Annotated in this window: 15 protein-coding genes; all 15 read left to right on the forward strand. The window is 68.5% G+C overall.

Annotated features, from left to right (window positions below; all coding sequences use genetic code 11):
* The coding region (locus tag V6S85_RS21555; RefSeq protein WP_334350183.1) for a calcium-binding protein at window positions 1-7261 on the forward strand (7261 nt) is incomplete at its 5' end.
* 1 nt (window position 7262) lies between these two features.
* Window positions 7263-7667 carry a hypothetical protein gene (locus V6S85_RS21560; RefSeq protein WP_334350184.1) on the forward strand — a complete coding sequence of 135 codons (405 nt, stop codon included), beginning with the start codon at window positions 7263-7265 and terminating at the stop codon, window positions 7665-7667.
* Between the two features lie 279 nt (window positions 7668-7946).
* The gene (locus V6S85_RS21565; RefSeq protein ID WP_116567186.1) at window positions 7947-8294 is read left to right on the forward strand and encodes a hypothetical protein; all 348 of its coding nucleotides are present in this window, start codon (window positions 7947-7949) and stop codon (window positions 8292-8294) included.
* Between the two features lie 104 nt (window positions 8295-8398).
* Complete coding sequence (gene fliQ, locus V6S85_RS21570; RefSeq protein WP_116491088.1) at window positions 8399-8665, forward strand: flagellar biosynthesis protein FliQ; 267 nt, start codon at window positions 8399-8401, stop codon at window positions 8663-8665.
* Window positions 8666-8669: 4 nt separating this feature from the next.
* Entirely contained in the window at window positions 8670-9431 is a 762-nt protein-coding gene (locus tag V6S85_RS21575) for a flagellar biosynthetic protein FliR (RefSeq protein ID WP_334350185.1), read from the forward strand.
* A 1-nt stretch (window position 9432) separates the two neighbouring features.
* On the forward strand, window positions 9433-10509 hold the full coding sequence (locus V6S85_RS21580; RefSeq protein WP_334350186.1) for an EscU/YscU/HrcU family type III secretion system export apparatus switch protein: 1077 nt from the start codon (window positions 9433-9435) through the stop codon (window positions 10507-10509).
* A gap of 4 nt (window positions 10510-10513) precedes the next feature.
* Window positions 10514-12547 carry a flagellar biosynthesis protein FlhA gene (locus V6S85_RS21585; RefSeq protein ID WP_334350187.1) on the forward strand — a complete coding sequence of 678 codons (2034 nt, stop codon included), beginning with the start codon at window positions 10514-10516 and terminating at the stop codon, window positions 12545-12547.
* A 103-nt stretch (window positions 12548-12650) separates the two neighbouring features.
* Complete coding sequence (locus V6S85_RS21590; RefSeq protein WP_334350188.1) at window positions 12651-13340, forward strand: flagellar hook-basal body protein; 690 nt, start codon at window positions 12651-12653, stop codon at window positions 13338-13340.
* A gap of 3 nt (window positions 13341-13343) precedes the next feature.
* On the forward strand, window positions 13344-14090 hold the full coding sequence (locus V6S85_RS21595) for a flagellar hook-basal body protein (RefSeq protein ID WP_334350189.1): 747 nt from the start codon (window positions 13344-13346) through the stop codon (window positions 14088-14090).
* The gene (locus V6S85_RS21600; RefSeq protein ID WP_334350190.1) at window positions 14090-14779 is read left to right on the forward strand and encodes a flagella basal body P-ring formation protein FlgA; all 690 of its coding nucleotides are present in this window, start codon (window positions 14090-14092) and stop codon (window positions 14777-14779) included. The genes V6S85_RS21595 and V6S85_RS21600 overlap by 1 nt, the downstream gene beginning before the upstream one ends.
* A complete protein-coding gene (locus V6S85_RS21605; protein ID WP_334350192.1) occupies window positions 14776-15372 on the forward strand; it encodes a flagellar basal body L-ring protein FlgH in 597 nt (198 codons plus the stop codon). Before V6S85_RS21600 ends, V6S85_RS21605 begins: the two co-directional genes overlap by 4 nt.
* On the forward strand, window positions 15372-16508 hold the full coding sequence (locus V6S85_RS21610; protein WP_334350193.1) for a flagellar basal body P-ring protein FlgI: 1137 nt from the start codon (window positions 15372-15374) through the stop codon (window positions 16506-16508). Before V6S85_RS21605 ends, V6S85_RS21610 begins: the two co-directional genes overlap by 1 nt.
* 8 nt (window positions 16509-16516) lie before the next feature.
* Window positions 16517-16849, forward strand: coding sequence for a flagellar basal body rod protein FlgB (locus tag V6S85_RS21615; RefSeq protein ID WP_334350194.1), 333 nt, complete (start codon window positions 16517-16519; stop codon window positions 16847-16849).
* Window positions 16850-16851: 2 nt separating this feature from the next.
* Window positions 16852-17271 carry a flagellar basal body rod protein FlgC gene (flgC, locus tag V6S85_RS21620; protein ID WP_334350195.1) on the forward strand — a complete coding sequence of 140 codons (420 nt, stop codon included), beginning with the start codon at window positions 16852-16854 and terminating at the stop codon, window positions 17269-17271.
* Window positions 17271-17597, forward strand: a complete 327-nt coding sequence (fliE, locus tag V6S85_RS21625; protein WP_116567165.1) for a flagellar hook-basal body complex protein FliE — start codon at window positions 17271-17273, stop codon at window positions 17595-17597. The genes flgC and fliE overlap by 1 nt, the downstream gene beginning before the upstream one ends.
* The last annotated feature ends 44 nt before the right edge of the window (window positions 17598-17641 follow it).

Here is a 17641-nt window from a genome sequence, read left to right on the forward strand (position 1 = left end):
CGGCGCCCTCACCACAAGGCAACTCCTCGCCGGCAGCGGCTACGGCGACGACCAGGCGCTGGCGATCTCCGAGCGGCACGCCGACGGCGGCGTGGTCCAGACCGGCTACGACGTCTTCCGCGACGCCCGGACCAGCATCAACGAGATCGGCGCGGTGGAGACGCGCACCTATGACGGCATGGGACGCCTGGTAAGCCTGGCGCACGCCTCGACCTCCACGCCCCTGACCTTCAACGGCGCCACAGGCGCGGAAACCTTCGACATCCGCGGCCCGTCGATCATCAACGGCAATGGCGGCGCCGACACCTTCCTGGTGCGCACCGGCGTGGGATCGGTGGTGATCAACGCCTGGACCGGCCTGACCACCCCTGTCGGCATTCTGGAGTTCGAGCCGGGCGTCACGCTCTCCAGCGTGCTGCTCACCAGCGACTCCAGCGGCAACCTGATCATCGTCAACGCCGCGGGCGACCGCATCCAGGTCACCGGCCAGTTCGGCCGGGTCTACGGAGTCGGCCTGATCAAGTTCGGTGACGGAACCACGCTGGACCGCCAGCAGATCGCCCAGCTGGCGTTCACCGGTTCGGCCGGCAACCGCGCCTTCTACGGCACCTCGGGCGCCGACACCTTCGACAGCCGCGGGGAGGCCTACTACATCCGAGGCGAGGGCGGCGCCGACGTCTTCGTCTACAACGCCGGCTACGGCGACCTGGAGATCCAGCAGGTCTACGGAACGGACTCGGTCCTGCAATTGGGCGCGGGCCTGGACCTGAGCAACCTGGTGTTCTCCAGCGACTACCTGAGCAACCTGGTCATCACCGGCCCCAACGGCGAACGCATCCAGGTCGACAACCAGTTCGGCGGATCCAGCTGGGGCATAGGGCTGGTCCAGTTCGCCGACGGAACGACGCTGAACCGCCAGCAGCTGATCAACCTGGCGACCACCGGCACGGCCAACACCCCCCGCCTCTACGGAACGTCCGGCGCCGACACCTTCGACAGCCACGGCCTGGCCTATTACGCTCAGGGCGGCGGCGGCCAGGACACCTTCATCTACAACGCCGGCTACGGCGCGCTGGAGATCAGCCAGATCTTCGGCTCCAACTCCATCGTGCAGTTCGGGGCCGGCATCACGATCGTCGGCCTGTCGTTCGCCGGCGACTCGAGCGGCAACCTGATCATCACCGGCGCCAACGGCGACCGGGTCAAGATCAGCAACCAGTTCTACGGCTCCAACTACGGCGTCGGCCTGCTGCAGTTCGCCGACGGCACGACGCTCGATCGCCAGCAGATGATCGACATCGCGACCAGCGGCACGGCCGCCAATCGCAATCTGTACGGCACCTCGGGCGCCGACACCTTCGACACCCACGGCCAGGCCCACTACATCCGGGGCAACGGCGGCGCCGACACCTTCCTCTACAACGCCGGCTACGGCGCCCTGACCATCACCCAATATTCCGGAACCGCATCCGTCCTGCGGTTCGGCGCCGGCATCACCCTCTCGAGCCTGCGCTTCACCAAGACCAGCAGCGACCTGATCATCACTGGCCAGGCGGGCGACCGGATCGTCGTCGACTACCAGTACGCCAGCACCAGCTACGGCATCGGCTCGATCGAGTTCGCCGACGGCACGGTCCTCAGCCGCGAGCAGATCACGGCGGCCATCACGCCCGCCACGCCGAGCGGCGGAACCCTCTCGGGCACGGCCGCCTCCGAAACGCTGGACAGCGCGGGCGTCTACAGCCGCATCACCGGCGGCGGCGGAACCGACACCTACATCTACAACGCCGGCTATGGCGCGCTGGAGATCAACCAGTCGAACGGCTCCAACTCGGTGCTGCAACTGGGCGCCGGCATCACCCTGGCCGGCCTGGTCTTCACCGCCGACAGCAACGGCGGCCTGACCATCGCCGGCGCGGCGGGCGACCGGATCCAGCTCATCAACCAGTTCACCAGCGGGACCTATTACGGCGTCGGAACCATCCTGTTCGCCGACGGGTCCACGCTGAACCGCCAGCAGATGCTCGACCGGGTGGTCAGCGGCTCGGCCGCGAACAGCAACATCTACGGCTCGTCCGGCAACGAGATCATCGACACCCACGGCCTGGCCGGCTTCGCCAACGGCCGCGGCGGAACCGACACCTTCATCTACAACGTCGGCTACGGCGCCGTGGAGATAAACCAGTCCGGCGGAACCAATTCGGTGCTGCTGATGGGCGCCGGGTTCTCGGCCTCCAACCTGACCTTCTCGGCCGACAGCAACGGCATGCTGACCATCACCGCCGCCGGCGGCGACGAGATCCGGCTCATCAACCAGTTCACCAGCGCCGACTACTACGGCGTCGGAACGCTACAGTTCGCCGACGGCAGCACGCTGAACCGCCAGCAGCTCCTCGACCGGGTGATCACGGGCTCGGCCGCCAACCGCAACCTCCACGGATCTTCGGCCGCCCAGACCTTCGACACCCACGGCCTGGCCCATTACGTGAACGGCCGCGGCGGCGCCGACACCTTCGTCTACGAGGCCGGCTACGGGCCGCTCGAGATCCAGCAGTCCTCCGGCCCGGGTTCGGTCCTGAGAATGGGTCCCGGCTTCTCGCTCGCCAACCTGATCTTCTCCGCCGCCGACACCGCGCTGGTCATCACCGGTCCCAACGGCGATCGGGTGCAGATCACCAACCAGTTCCTGAGCGGTACCTACTACGGCGTCGATCTGGTCGAGTTCGACGACGGCTCGACGCTGAACCGCCAGCAGATGATCGACCTGGTCGCCAGCGGTTCGTGGGCCAACCGGCGCATCTATGGCACCGCCGCCGCCGAGACCCTCGACACCCACGGCCTGGCCCATTTCGTCGCGGGCCGGGGCGGCGCCGACACCTATGTCTTCAACGCCGGCTACGGCGCGGTGGAGATCCGGGCCGACCAGGGCTCGGGCGCCAGCACCGCGATCCTGCAGCTGGGGCCCGGCATCACCGCCGCCGACCTCTACTTCACCGGCAGCGGCAGCAACCTGATCATCGCCTTCGGAATCGGCGACCGCATCCTGCTGACGAACCAGCTCATGGGCACGCAGTACGGGGTCAGCGAGATCCGCTTCGCCGACGGCAGCATCCTGAACCGCCAGCAGTTCATCGGCCTGTCGGGCTCGGCCCAGAGCCTCGTCGACAGCTACACCTATGACGGCCTGGGCCAGCGCATCCGACACGCCAACTCGCAGCTGGGCACCACGGCCCTGGCCGAGCGCACCGACTACGACCTGAACGGCCGAGTGGTGTCGCAGATCGACTTCAACGGCTATGCGACCACCTACGCCTATGCCTACGACGCCACGCTGGCCACGACGGGCCTGGGCGTGTTCGGCGGCTGGATCCAGACAACCACCAACGCCGCGGGCCTGACCTCCAGCGCCAGCACCGACTATTTCGGACGCTCGGCAGGGGCGACGGACTTCGGCGGCCACGTCACGAACCTGACCTACGACCTGGCCGGCCGCCTGGTCCAGAAGACCAACAATGTCGGCCAGGACCTGCGCTACACCTACTTCAACACCGGCGCCCTGGCCTCCGAGATCAACCTGAACTTCGGCGTCGGCGGATCGCAGTCGTCGCAGTCCTACAGCTACGACCTGGCCGGCCGGCGCACCCACGAGACCACCCTGGTCACCTACACCGGCTATGACGAGGAGGGCCTGGCCTATCAGTGGACGCGGTCGCTGCAGGACGCATCGGTCACCTATGACGCGCTCGGCCGGGTCACCCGCTTCGTCGACAGCGGCGAGGACGCCGCAAACCCGGTCGACATCAACTACGAGTACGACGCCAACAACAACGTCCGCCTGATCGCCTCGACCTATCGCGACCTGGTGTCCGGCGCGCTGACCAGCAAGGAACAGTGGTTCCGCTACGACAGCATGAACCGCTTCGTGACCACCGGCGGCGTCCTGCTCGACGCCCAGGGCCAGGCCGCCCAGACCCGCGGGGCGGCCGGCAACACCATCGGCCGCGGCGCCAACGGCGTCGACCTGACCTACGACGCCGCGGGCCGGCGCAAGTCGGCCGTCTCGACCGGCAACAACGAGACCTACGCCTACACAGCCAGCGGCTATCTCTCTACCGTCTTCATCAACGGCGCGCTTCGCGTGCGCAACGTCCGCGACAGCATGGGCCGGCTGACCATGCACACCGAATACGGCGCGGACGGCAAGATCGCCTACAGCGAGGAGTCGACCTACGACGCCGGCTCGCAGGTGATCCTCTCCCAGACCTCGACCCTGCAGTCCGACGGCGCGATCATCACCGCCAACACCACCTACGACTACAAGGCCGATGTCGGCGGCGGCGTCTATACGGGCGCCTATCTGGGCGGGATGGTGGTGCACACCCGCACGACCTCCAGCCAGATCAAGTCGGGCCAGACGACGGCCCAGCCGACCAGCGAGACCGTCAACACCTATGTCTGGTGGGACGGGCCCCAGCAGAACACCATCACCATCCGGCCCGACATCACCAAGTCGACGGTCAACGTCTCGACCTTCACCTACGACACCAGCGGCAACGTGGTCTCGGTGGCCATCCAGGACGGCCGCCCGCGCACGGTGAATTACGTCACCAACGCCGCCGGCCAGGTCATCTCGCGCAAGGAGGCCAGCGCCGCGTCGGCTAATCCGGTCGAGTACTACTACCGCTTCAACAACATCCAGCGGGCCAACATCGGCAACGACGGCCCCAACGGAAAGACCAACTACGCCGCCTCGATCGCCCAGCGCTCGTCAGGGGCCCAGAGCACGGCCTTCCAGGGCGGCGCGGCGACTTCCTACGCCGACATGGACCAGCAGTACGACGCGCTGAACGCCAACTCCCTGGCCGAGGCCGAAGGCGCGCCGACCTACACGGTCGTCCAGGGCGACACGCTGCAATCGATCGCCGCCAGCGTCTGGGGCGACGCCAGCCTGTGGTACCTGATCGCCAACTTCAACGGCCTGACCGGCGCCGACACCCTGGTCCAGGGCGCGCGGCTGCAACTGCCGGCCCAGGTCACCAACGTCCACCACAGCAGCGACACCTTCCAGGCCTACGACCCGACCCGGGCGCTCGGCTCGGTCGCGCCCGACCAGGTGGCGCCGACCCGCAAGGGCAAGGGCTGCGGAGTGATCGGCAGCATCCTGGCCGCGGTCGTGGCCATCGTGGTGACGATCGTGACCTACCCCATCCTGCAGGCGGGTTCGGCGGCGCTCGGGATGAAGGCCGGCGCGGCCACGGCCGCCGCCCTGGCCGGCAGCGCCGCCATCGGCAGCGCCGCGGGACAGCTGACGGCGATGGCCACGGGCGTCCAGGACAAGTTCAGCTGGAAGGCGGTCGGCAAGGCCGCCCTCACCGCCATGGTCGCCGGCGACCCGAAGGGCACCATCCTGGAGCAGATGCTCAAGGCCGCGGCGTCCAACGTGGTCAGCCAGGGCGTGGCGGTGGCCACCGGCCTGCAGGACAAGTTCAGCTGGACCGACGTGGCGGTCAGCGCGGTGATGGCCGGCGCCGACGGCGTGGTCGGCCAGGCGTTGGGCAAGGCCAACTGGGTGCCCGCGCCCAAGCTCCTCAAGCCAGCCCTGACCGGCACGGCCGCGGCGATCGCCGGGGCCGGAGCGCGCAGCCTGATCGACGGCTCGGACTTCGGCGACAACATCAACGCCCTGCTCCCCAGCGTGGTCGGCAGCACGATCGGCCGGGCCCTGACCGACAGGATCGGCGGCGGCGGGTCCGCCTCCGGGCAAGCGGCGAGCGACGACAGCCCCGCGGCTCCGCAAGCCGGTGGCGGCGGCGAGACGTGGGGCTTCCCCGGACTGTACCACGATGGAGATGGCAACTTCTTCGAGGCCCCCATGGGGGTCCGCTACCTCGTCGCGCCCGGCGAGCCGGTGGGCGGCGTCTCGCCTACCCGGCCCAGCCTGTGGGATCGCGCCTGGAGCGCCGTCGGCGGCTTCCTGAAGGACCCGCTGGGGAGCATCAGCCGGGCCGTCGACTACGCCGCCAAGTCCGTGCGCACGAGCCCGGACTACCGTCCGCCGGCCGCTTCGGCATCCGCCGGCGTCGACGACCCGACCCTCGTCGACGAGGTGATCGTCATCGGCAAGAGGCTCTACCAGCAGTTCTCCGACGGCTATTCGGGCTCGGTGGCGTTCGCCAACAACGTCTTCGACCTGGCCTCCGCCAAGGTCAAATCAGACGTCCAGTCCAAGGTCTTCCTGGCCACGGCGCTTCCGAGCTACGCCCTCTACAGCGCCGGGAACGGCTTCGAGCGGGCCGGCCTGCCCGGCTTCGGCGCGGCGCTGAAGAAACAGGCCGTGATGACCCCCAACCTGGCCCTCGGCGCCGCCGGCTCGGCGGTCGACCTGGTGACCGGCACGGTCAAGACCGCGGCCGTCGTGGGGGTCAACGCCAGTCCGATAGGCCTCGCCAACGGGATGCTGCAGGACGCCACCGGCCTGAGCCTGCCCGGCCCCAACATCCGCACGCTCACCGATCCGATCGCGCAACGGGCCGGCGACTACCTCTCGGGCCGACGTGACCTGGTGGCCGACGTCAAGTCCGCCGTCGGCGCCGAGATCGGCCAGATGCGCACCATCGGCGCCGACCTCGCCAGCAACGACCTGAACCGCGTGGCCGCCGGGAGCTACGCCGCCGGCGACAAGATCGTCGACTATGGCGTCAATGTCGTCCCGATGGCGGGCGCCGCGGTCAAGGGCGTGCAGGGAATGCGGGCCCTGACCCTCGGCGGACGAGTTGCGACGGCCGAGGCCTTGGCCGCGGAAAGCGCGGCGGCCGGAGCGCGGAGCGGTTGGACGCCCCTGGGCGCCTCCGCGCGAACATACATTCGTGACATCGAGGTCCAGACCGGTCGCGCGATTGGTCCTGGTCAGCGAAGCGAACTCGCTGACGCCCTGAGGGCCAATGACTACTCCGCGAAATTGACGGATGACGCCCTGGCGGTCAGTCGCGCCGAGTTCAGCAAAAGCCGTTCCGGTCTAATTTCCCAATGGGAGAAAAATACCGGTCAAACTTGGCCAACCTACCAGGAAAACGTAATCTCTTCCCGCGGCGGCCTCCTGCGGAAGGCCGGAGATCGGTATGATGCGCACCACATAATCGAGCTGTCGAACGGCGGACCGAATTCATGGTGGAATCTCCACCCGGCCGCGTTCCCCAAACAGCATCAAGGGGGTATCCACCGGGCTGGTGGCCCTGCTCGCAGTCTATTCGGAGGTCAATAAGATGAGCGAGTTCGATGACCTGATGTCTGCAAAAGGCAATGGTTCGCCGATCGATCAATTGACGACCGGCCCGGTAATCGGGATCGATGAATATAAGCCAGGTAAAGAAATCATCCCGCAGTCCTACGTGGATTTCATAACAAATATCGGCCACGGCACCATCGGAGACGATGCGCTAAAGCTATACGACGGACTCGTGGACCCCAGAGAAATATTCGATTTCGAACCCGAATGGTCGAACCACGTCGCCCTTTTCGGCGACAACATGAGTGGCGTTTTGTTTGGGTTTGACACCAGGACGGGGAGCGTCGTCGAGATCGACGCCTACGGGGCGCTCAAGGCCGCACGCCCTTCCAACTTCCCCGATTTCATCCGCACTGCGCTAAGCCAGCTCTCCCCCCTCTAGCAAGCGACGCCTCGGGCCGACGCTTCCTCGAAAAAGCGCGCCACGACCCAGTCAACAGCGCCGGAGAACACGCAGGAACAAGACCCGTCCACGCGGAAAGCGAGACCGAGCTGGACCAAAGGCCCGCTGAAAGCGGGGACGCGCGATCAAGGGACCGGACGGCGCCCCGGCCAGGCCAGCCGGTCCCGCAGTTGTCGCAGATCCGGACGGCGGGTTTGCGCCCGGCCCCAACTCCGCTAAGGCTGGCTAGGCATCACCCGCCCTGGACGCCAAGCGCTCGTGGATCCCATCTCCAACATCGACGGCCTCGTGGCCCTGCTGCGCCGACGACTGCAGGCGCGGTCGGCCGGAACGACGGGCAAGGCGCGGACGACGCGGGCCACCACGCGGGACGCCGCCACGATCGAGGGCGTCTACGCCCTGGCGGCCGTGCGCGACGTCGATGACCGGCAACTGAGCCGCGCGCTGATCGAGGCCGTGCTGGCCGAAGGCTTCGGAAGCGAGCTTCTCAACGAGGCCAAGTTCCAGCAGGTGGTCGAGCGCGTGGTCGAGACCCTTCAGGGCGAGCCCAATTCCGCCGCGCTGCTGAAAAGGGCGGTCCAGGACCTGCGATCCGGCGCGCGCTAGCCTCGGTTGCAAACCGACCTCAACTAACTCGTCCATTCGTTGCGATCGCCTCTTGTTCGTAACGTCCGCTTGTGGGAGGTCAGGCTCGCGGGCGGGTGAGTACGATGAGCGCCGATCAGGCTCTGGAATTGATGAAGCTGCTGTTCTGGAACAGCGCCGTGGTTTCCGCCCCGGTCCTGATCGCGGCCCTGCTGGTCGGCCTCGTCGTCAGCGTGCTGCAGGTGGCCACCCAGCTTCAGGAAGCCACGCTCAGCTACGTGCCCAAGCTGATCGTCTCGGTGCTGGTGCTGATGGCGCTGGGCGGCTGGATGATGAGCCGCATCACCAGCTTCGCCACCCATCTGATCCAGATGATCCCCTCGCTCGTCTGAGGCCATGGCGTTCGAGACCATGACCTCGTGGGTGGTGACCAGCCTGCTCCTGAGCCTGCGGATCGGCCCCGTCTTCGCCATGGCGCCGCCGTTCACCCTCACGCGCACCCCGCCGGTCTTCCGCGTGTTCCTGGGTCTTGGCCTGGCCGGCCTCCTGACCTCGTCCCTGCCCCAGGAACAATGGGCTGCGGCCTTCGGGGCCGGCGACCTGCTGGCGACCGCGGCGCGCGAACTGCTGCTCGGCGCGATCTTCGTCCTGGCGTTCCAGGTGATGTTCGCGGGCCTCTACCTGGCCGGCCGAACCGTGGACATCCAGGCGGGCTTCGGCCTGGCGATGCTGATCGACCCCACCACCCGGGGGCAGACGCCGCTGGTCGGCACGCTGCTGGCCTACGCCGCCGGCGCGGTGTTCTTCGCCATGGACGGCCATGCCGAACTGCTGCGCCTGCTGCGGGCCTCCGTCGAGGCGATCCCCCTGGGAACGGGCCACGCGCCCCAGAGCCTGCGGCCGCTGACCGCCTTCATGTCCGTGGTGTTCATGACCAGCTTCGGCGTGGTCGCCACGGCGGTCCTGACCCTGTTCATCGCCGATGTCGCCATCGCCCTGATGGCCCGGACCATGCCGCAGATGAACGTCCTGATCCTGGGCCTGCAGGTCAAGACCCTGCTTCTGCTGCTGGTGCTGCCGATCATGATCGGTTCGGTGGGCGCCCTGCTCGCGCGGCTGGCGATCGTGACGCTCGAAGCCATTCCGGGCCTGCTCTAGGATGGAGAACACCGAACAGAACCGCTCGGAGAAGCCCACCCCCTTCAAGCTGAAGAAGGCGCGGGAAAAGGGAAGCGTCGCGCGGAGCATGGATCTCAGCTTCCTGACCGGCTCGTTCGCCCTGCTGGCCTATCTGTGGATCAGCGGCGACGCGGTGTGGTCCCAGCTCACGCGGGCGGCCGCGCAGGCCCTGGTCGCCGCGCCGAACGTCTCGGCCAGCCGCCACGAGATCCTGATCGTCACCGCCGGCGCCCTGACCTCGATGTTCCGCCCGCTGACGCTTCTGTGCGCGACCATCTTCCTGGTCGTGGGCGTGTTCGAGGTGGTGCAGACCGGCCTGGTCTTCTCCACCCAACCCCTGAAGCCGGATTTCTCGCGCCTCAGTCCCGCCAAGGGTTTCAAGCGGGTGTTCTCGGTGCGCACCCTGATCGAGACGGCCAAGACCATCCTGAAGTTCGGCGCCTACGCCACGCTCGCCACCGTGATCGTGCAGGCCGCCTGGGCCGTGGACGGCCCCGCCGCGACCGACGCCGCCCGCCTGGCCCAGGCGATGGGGGGGACGAGCTTCCGGCTGCTGATGTTCTTCGTCGGCGGGGCCCTGGTCTTCGCCCTCCTGGATCAATGGCTGGTCCGCCGCGAGTTCCTCAAGCAGATGCGGATGAGCCGACGCGAACTGCGCCGCGAGTCCCGCGACCGCGAGGGAGAGCCGCGCATCAAGCAGCGGCGCAGGCAGTTGCACGGCGAATTCGTCAAGATGAGCCAGAGCCTGCGCAACATGCGCGGCGCCGACGTGCTGCTGACCAATCCGACCCACTTCGCCGTGGCGCTGCGCTACGACCCGCGCAGCATGGAGGCGCCGATCGTCGTCTCGCTGGGCGCCCACCAGTTCGCCCAGCGCCTCAAGGCGGTGGCCTTCAGCTACGGCGTGCCGATCGTGCCCGATCCGCCGCTCGCCCGCGCCCTCTACCGCAGCTGCCAGCTACGGCAGGCGGTGCCGCCCGACTACTACGGCCCCGTCTCCAGGATCTACATGACGCTGCGCGAGCGCCGGCGTGAACACCCCGCCAGGGAACCATAGTGCCATGATCCAGCGTCTCATCAGCAAGAACAAGGACCTCTACCTGGTCGGCGGGGTGGTGGCGATCCTGCTCATCCTGTTCACGCCCATTCCGGCGGCGCTGCTGGACCTGTTCATCATCACCAACTTCTCGCTCGGCCTGACGATCCTGCTGCTGACCTTCTATGTCGCCAAGCCGGTGTCGTTCTCGACCTTTCCGTCCCTGCTGCTGGTGGCGACGCTCTACCGACTGGCGCTCAATGTCGCCGCCACGCGGCTGATCCTGACCCAGGGCCATGCCGGCCAGGTGATCGACGCGGTCGGCTCCTTCGCCGTTCAGGGCAGCTACGTCGTCGGCCTGGTGGTGTTCTTCATCCTGGTCGTCGTCCAGTACGTGGTGGTGACGTCCGGCGCCCAGCGTGTCTCGGAGGTCGCCGCGCGCTTCGTGCTCGACTCCGTGCCCGGCCAGCAGATGAGCATCGACGCCGACCTCAACATGGGCCTGATCGACCAGCATGAGGCCAAGCGCCGCCGCAAGGAGCTGGAGAAGGAAGCCGCCTTCTACGGCGCCATGGACGGGGCCAGCAAGTTCGTCAAAGGCGACGCCGTCGCCGGCGTGATCATCCTGCTGATCAACATCTTCGCCGGGTGGTTCATCGGCGTGGCGCAGATGGGCATGGACTGGTCCGAGGCCCTGAAGACCTTCACCCTGCTGACGATCGGCGACGGCATCGTCACCCAGGTGCCGGCCCTGATCATCTCGGTCGCCACCGGCATCATCGTCACGCGCTCCTCCGCCGACGGACAGTTGAGCGGCGAGGTGTTCAACCAGCTCTCGTCGATCCCCAAGATCCCGCTGATCGTCCTGGGCGCCCTGCTGGTCCTGCTGGCCCTGCCCGGCATGCCCAAGTGGCCGATCCTGATCCTGATCGCCGTGCTCGGCGCCGTCTGGTTCGCCACGCGCAAGAAGCCCCAGGACGACGACCTGATGGGCGCCAGCATCGACGCTCCGGCCGACGAGGCCGGCGCCGGTGAAAATCGCGCGCCCCCGCCGGTCGAGGTCCTGCTCGGCCGCGAACTGGGCCAGCAGTGGCAGGCCATGAAGCCCCTGCTCAGCGACCGGATCACCACGCTGCGCCGCCAGCAGGAGAAGGCGACCGGCTTTGCGTTCCCCGCCGTGCTCTTCCAGGACGGCGCGCACCTGGATCCCAACGCCTACGAGATCGTGCTCTCGGGTTCTCGCCACGCGCACGGCAAGCTCTATCCCCAGCAGACCCTGGCGATCGGAACGGGACCGGCCAAGCCGCCCCTTACCGGGCTGGAGACGCGGGATCCGGCCTTCGGCCTGCCCGGCGTCTGGATCGATTCCGACCAGCGCGACCACGCCCAGGACTCCGGCTACACCCTGGTCGACCCCGTCACGGTGCTGATGACCCACCTGGGCGAGGTGATGCGGGTGGAGGCCCCGTCGCTGCTGACGCGCGCCGAAGTCGTCCAGATGCTTGAAGGGGTCCGTAACCGCCAGCCCGGCCTCGTCGAGGAACTGGTCCCGGCCCTGATGACCGTCTCGGACATCCAGCGGATCCTGCAGAACCTGCTGGCCGAAAGCGTCTCGATCCGCAATGTCGACCTGATCGCCGAAGCCCTGGTCGACGTGGCCCGCGCCACCAAGGACCATGCCGAGCTCACCGAGCTGGTGCGCCAGAAGCTGAGCCACGGCATCTGCCATGACCTGCGCGGCGCCCACGAGCAGCTCGCGGTGCTCAGCCTCAGCCCCCGCGTCGAGGCCCAGATCGCCGAGAGCGTGCGCCGCAGCGACGGCAAGAGCGGCCTGGTGATCGAGCCCCGGCTGGCCGAACAGCTCATGCGCAAACTGGTGCCGATGGTCGACGCGATGATGCAGCAGAACCTGGCGCCCGTGCTGCTGTGCGGCCACGAAGTTCGTCGCCATCTGCGCACGTTCACCCGCCGCGCCGCGCCCCGGCTGTCGATCGTATCGGTCAACGAGATACCGCATACGATCGACCTGCGGTCATTCGATGTCGTTAACCTTGAGTGACGTTTTCAGCTTTTCTACAAAATCGACAGTTGAGTGAAAAATTTCGCAATAAAATCTACGATTGAAGCTTCCTCAGGTTGAGGCCTTTTGCTAGCCATGACCTATGGGGCAGTACATCGATTATGTGTCGAGCATACTTGGGCAGTCGGAGCGTAGGGCCGAACTGGCCGCCCAGAATCTCGCGAACCTGACCACCCCCGGCTATAAGCGACGCATCGATTTCGCCGCCCTGGTGGGGCCGCAGGCGCGCCTGCAGACGCTGACCGGAACGGATTTTTCGACCGGCAAGCCGGTGATGACGGAAAACCCCTACGACCTGAGCCTGGGCGCCGAGGGCTTCTTCGCGGTCCGCAAGGACGACGCGGTGCTCTACACCCGGCAGGGCCAGTTCAAGCGCACCGAGGACGGCCGGCTGCTGACCGTCCAGGGCCACGCCCTGCAACTTCAGGGCGGCGGCGACGTGGTCGTGCAAAGCGCCTCCGTGAAGATCACGGCCGACGGCGTCGTCCTCGACGACGGCCAGCCCGTCGGCCGCCTGGCGATCGTCGACAGCCCCGATCGCTCGAAGTTCGCCCGCGCCGAGGCCGGCCTGTTTTCCGCGCCGACCGAGACCCTCGCCGAGGTGGAGAACCCGGTCGTGCGCCAGGGCGTGCTCGAGTCGTCCAACGTCAGCAGCGGCGACGAGATGGTGGCCCTCATGGAGGCGCTGCGCCGCGCCGAAAGCGGCCAGAGGCTGGCCAATGTCTACGACGATCTGATGGGCCGGGCGATCACCACATTTGGGCAGGTCTAGAGCATGAACGGTGCATTCTACATCGCCGCCACCGGGCTTCGGGCCCAGCAGGGCGCGCTCGACGTCACCGCCAACAACATCGCCAACCTGAACACCTCCGGGTTCAAGCGCGCGTCCGTGCGGTTCTCCGAAATGGTCGCTTCGGGCCAGGCGACGGTCGAGGGCGTCCAGCCTTCGGGCGTGGCCTCCAGCGGCGCCGAGCGCGTCTTCACGCAAGGCGACCTTCGCGAGACCGGCGGGTCCATGGACCTGGCGATCCGCGGCGACGGCTTCATCGAACTGATGGCTCCTTCCGGTCGCAGCGTGCTCTGGCGCGGGGGCGCCCTGAAGGTCGGCGAGGACGGCTTTCTCTCCGCCGCCAACGGCATGTCGCTGCGCGGGATGATCGCGGTTCCGACCGGCGCGCAGGACCTGCTGATCAGCGCGGACGGCCGGGTAAGCGCTATCTTCGACGACCAGACCCGTAACGAGATCGGCCGCATCGACCTGACCATGGTGCGCGACTCCGCGGCCCTTTCGGCCATCGGCGAGGGGCTCTACGAGCTGACCGACGGCGCCCGGGCGACCACGCTCGCCGCCGGCGAGGACGGCGCGGGCCTTCTGGTCCAGGGCTCGGTCGAAGCCTCCAACGTGCAGATCTCCGACGAGATGGTGACGCTGCTGCTGACCCAGCGGGCCTATGCGGCCAACGCGCAGGTCGTGCAGGCCGGCGACCAGCTGATGGCGATCGCCAACGGCCTGAAACGCTAGTGTCCCTCGCCTGGAGCCTTCTCGCCGCGGCGACGCCGCCGGCGCTGGGTACGCCCGCCCCCGCGCCGCGCCAGGTGGAGATAACGGACTCGATCGTAAGGCTGAGCGACGTGGCCGACCTGTCGGACCTTCGCCCCGATCTTCGCGCGCGGGCCGCCGCTACGCCGATCCTGGCCCTGCGTCCCGGGGCGATGGCGACGCTGACCCCCGAACAGATCGGCGCCTACGGGCGCAGGCGCATGCCCCTGCTGGCCCAGTGGCGGCCGGGCGAAACCACCAAGGTCGTGGTGCGCCGGGCGGCGCCGACGCCGGCTGTCGCCTCGACGCCGGTCGCGTGCGTGCGGCCGCGCCGGGCGATCGATCCCGACCAGGTGCTCACTGGCGAAGACTTCGCCGACGTCGACTGCGGAACCGTTTCCGCGCCGCGGGCGGCCTGGCGCTATGATCGCGCGGCCAAGGCCCTGCGCGCCGATCGCGCCCTGGCGATCACCGACGTTCTTTCGGCGCCGCCCGCGACCATGCTGGCCGCCGTACGTCCTGGCCAGAACGTCCGCGTCACCGCCCGCGTCGGCGCCGTCACGATCGAGCGCGCCGCCGAGGCGGTGCAGCCCGCGCGGGCCGGCCAGCCGCTCTTCGTCAAGGCGGGCGGCCGGATCTTCGCCGTCCCCGCCGTGGAGCAGGACCAATGAGCGTCGTCCCGAACGCGACATGCGCCGCCGTCGCGGCGCTGGCCGTGGCGATCACGCCGATCGGCCCGGCGCTCGCCTCCGATCTCTACAAGCCGAGCAACTGGTCGGCCATGGCCTCCGACCGCCAGGCCGAACAGGTCGGCGACACCCTCACCGTGGTGATCTACGAGAGCTCCAGCGCGACCAACAGCGCCCAGACCGGCTCGCGCAAGAACCACCGCGTGTCCGGCGACGCCCGGTCCGGAAGCGCCGGCGGCAAGAGCGCCCAGCTGAACCTGGGCGGCGAGTACGAGGGCTCGGGCCAGACCGGCCGCTCGGGCAAGCTGCTGGCCCAGATCAGCATCACCGTCGACGCCGTCCTGCCCAACGGCGACCTGCATGTCGCCGGCGAGCAGGTGCTCAACATCAACGGCGACCGCACCTTCATCCGCCTGAAGGGCCGCGCGCGGCGCAACGACATCTCGCGCGACAACGCGATCGTCTCGTCGCGCCTGGCCGACGTGATGATCGACTATGACGGCTCGGGCTTCGTGGCCCGCAGCGGCGAGCCCGGCGCGGCCGCGCGCATCTTCAACTGGCTGGGCCTGCTGTGATGCGTCGTCCGCTCGCCCTCGTCGCCGCCGTCCTCGCCCTGGCGGCGGTCGCCGCGCCCGCCCTCGCCGACGAGGTCCGCGTCAAGGACATCGGCCGTTTCCAGGGCTGGCGCGACAACGCCCTGGTCGGCTACGGCGTGGTGATCGGGCTGTCGGGCTCGGGGGACTCGCCGCGCAGCGAAGTCACCCGCCAGGCCCTGAAGAACGTGCTGGGCCGCCTGGGCGTCAACGTGTCGCCCGACCAGGTGCAGAGCCGCAACGTCGCCGCCGTGATGGTGACCGCCACCCTGCCGCCGTCGGCCAATGTCGGCGACCGCATCGACGTCACCGTCTCGTCGATCGGCGACGCCCGCAGCCTGGTGGGCGGCACCCTGCTGATGACCCCGCTCGTGGGGCCCGACCAGCGCCACTACGCCCTGGCCCAGGGACAGCTGGTCATCGGCGGCTACCGCTTCGACGCCGACCTCAACCGCCAGCAGAAGAATTATCCGACCTCGGGGGTCATGCCCGGGGGCGCCACCGTCGAGGCCGCCGTCGACGCCCACCTGCTGGGCCCGGACGGCGCGCTGACCTTCATCCTCAAGGATCCGGACTTCACGACCGCCGAGCGCGTCGCCGACGCGATCAACCTGGCCCTGGGGGGCGGCGTGGCCTCGGTGCGCGACGCCGACGCCGTGTCGATCGCGGCGCAGGCCGACCGCGCCCGCCTCTACCGGCTGATCGCGCGGATCGAGAACGTCAGGGTCAATCCCGACGCCCAGGCCCGGGTGGTGATCAATGAGCGGTCGGGCACGGTGGTGGCCGGCGGCGGGGTGCGGATCTCCAGCGTGGTGATCTCGCAAGGCGACGTGCGGGTCTCGGTGACCGCCGAGAACCAGGCCTCCCAGCCGATCTACGGCTACGCCTACGGCGGCGTCGGCGGCAACGAGGAGGGCGGGGTCCGCAGCCTGATCGTCACCAACACCAAGCTCGAGGTGACCGAGTCCAAGGACGCCGTCGTGCAGTTCCCCGACACCACGGTCGCCGACCTGGTGCAGGGCCTGACCCGCGCCCACGTCGATACCCGCTCCACCATCGCCATTCTCCAGGCCATCAAGGCGGCCGGAGCCCTGCACGCCGATATCCTGGTCCAGTAAGGCCCCCCATGAGTTCCTTTTCCAGCATCGTCGCACTGAAGGCCCTGGACGGGCTGACCAGCCGCTCGGTCGTCACCGCCGAGAACATCGCCAACGCCGGGACTGCCAACTATCGCCCCCGGCGGGTGAGCTTCGAGCAGGCCCTGGCCACCGCCGCCGGCCAGGGCGCGCGGGCCGTGGCCGCCGTCGAGCCGTACATCCAGGCCTCGAACGACCTCCAGGTCCGACTGGACCTCGAAATGTCGACCGCCAGCAGCACCCAGCTGCGCTACGCGGCGCTGATCGAGGTGCTGAACCGGCAGGCCCAGCTGCGCGCCCTGTCGATCAAGGGGAGCCTCTGACCATGCAGTCGATGGAAATCAGCCGCACCGGGCTGGACGTCGAGTGGCGACGCCTCGAGGTCATCGCCGAGAACCTGGCCAACGCCAACACCGCCCGCACGGCGACCGGCGAGCCCTATCGGGCGATGCGCCTGGTCTCGGGGCCCCGGCAGGGCTTCGCCGACATGCTGAAGACCGGCGAGGCCGCCGGCGGGGGCGTCATGGTCTACGGCGTCGAGCCGATCAACGCCCCGCCGCGCCGGGTCTACGAGCCCGCCAATCCGCAGGCCGACACGGACGGCTTCGTCTCCTATCCCGGCTATGACCACGCCGGCGAGATGACGCTGCTGCTGAAGACCTCGAGGGCCTACGAGGCCAACCTCGTCGCGCTGGGCGCGGCGCGGCAGATGTACGCCAAGGCCATGGAACTGGGACGTCGCTGATGAGCATCCTGCCGATCCAGGCCCTGGACGCCGCCGCGGTCGATCCCGCGCTCGCCCGCGCCGTCCAGCCGACGACGATCCCGACGGCCGCCTCGCGCGCGCCCGAAGCCTCTTTCAGCCGCCTGCTGGCCGAGGGCGTCGACGGCGTCAACGACAAGCTGATCGCCGCCGAGGACATGGCCACGGCCTTCGCCCTCGACGACAGCGTGCCGCTGCACCAGGTCACCTATGCGCTGGAAGAGGCCCGGCTGTCGTTCGAGCTGGCCCTGCAGGTCCGCGCGCGGCTGGTGGAGGCCTACCAGGAACTCTCGAGAATGCAGCTCTAGACCGCGATGACGCGCGCCGCTCTCTTTCTTCCCCGGACTTCGTC

The organism is Caulobacter sp. CCNWLW153 (assembly GCF_036889365.1).
Taxonomy (GTDB): Bacteria; Pseudomonadota; Alphaproteobacteria; order Caulobacterales; family Caulobacteraceae; genus Caulobacter; species Caulobacter radicis.

Excerpts from the sequence above, each read along its gene's own strand:
- V6S85_RS21560 (WP_334350184.1), top strand. The coding sequence starts at position 7,263 with ATGAGCGAGTTCGATGACCTGATGTCTGCAAAAGGCAATGGTTCGCCG.
- fliQ (WP_116491088.1), top strand. The coding sequence starts at position 8,399 with ATGAGCGCCGATCAGGCTCTGGAATTGATGAAGCTGCTGTTCTGGAAC.
- V6S85_RS21575 (WP_334350185.1), top strand. The coding sequence starts at position 8,670 with ATGGCGTTCGAGACCATGACCTCGTGGGTGGTGACCAGCCTGCTCCTG.
- V6S85_RS21580 (WP_334350186.1), top strand. The coding sequence starts at position 9,433 with ATGGAGAACACCGAACAGAACCGCTCGGAGAAGCCCACCCCCTTCAAG.
- V6S85_RS21585 (WP_334350187.1), top strand. The coding sequence starts at position 10,514 with ATGATCCAGCGTCTCATCAGCAAGAACAAGGACCTCTACCTGGTCGGC.
- V6S85_RS21590 (WP_334350188.1), top strand. The coding sequence starts at position 12,651 with ATGGGGCAGTACATCGATTATGTGTCGAGCATACTTGGGCAGTCGGAG.
- V6S85_RS21595 (WP_334350189.1), top strand. The coding sequence starts at position 13,344 with ATGAACGGTGCATTCTACATCGCCGCCACCGGGCTTCGGGCCCAGCAG.
- V6S85_RS21605 (WP_334350192.1), top strand. The coding sequence starts at position 14,776 with ATGAGCGTCGTCCCGAACGCGACATGCGCCGCCGTCGCGGCGCTGGCC.
- V6S85_RS21610 (WP_334350193.1), top strand. The coding sequence starts at position 15,372 with ATGCGTCGTCCGCTCGCCCTCGTCGCCGCCGTCCTCGCCCTGGCGGCG.
- V6S85_RS21615 (WP_334350194.1), top strand. The coding sequence starts at position 16,517 with ATGAGTTCCTTTTCCAGCATCGTCGCACTGAAGGCCCTGGACGGGCTG.
- flgC (WP_334350195.1), top strand. The coding sequence starts at position 16,852 with ATGCAGTCGATGGAAATCAGCCGCACCGGGCTGGACGTCGAGTGGCGA.
- fliE (WP_116567165.1), top strand. The coding sequence starts at position 17,271 with ATGAGCATCCTGCCGATCCAGGCCCTGGACGCCGCCGCGGTCGATCCC.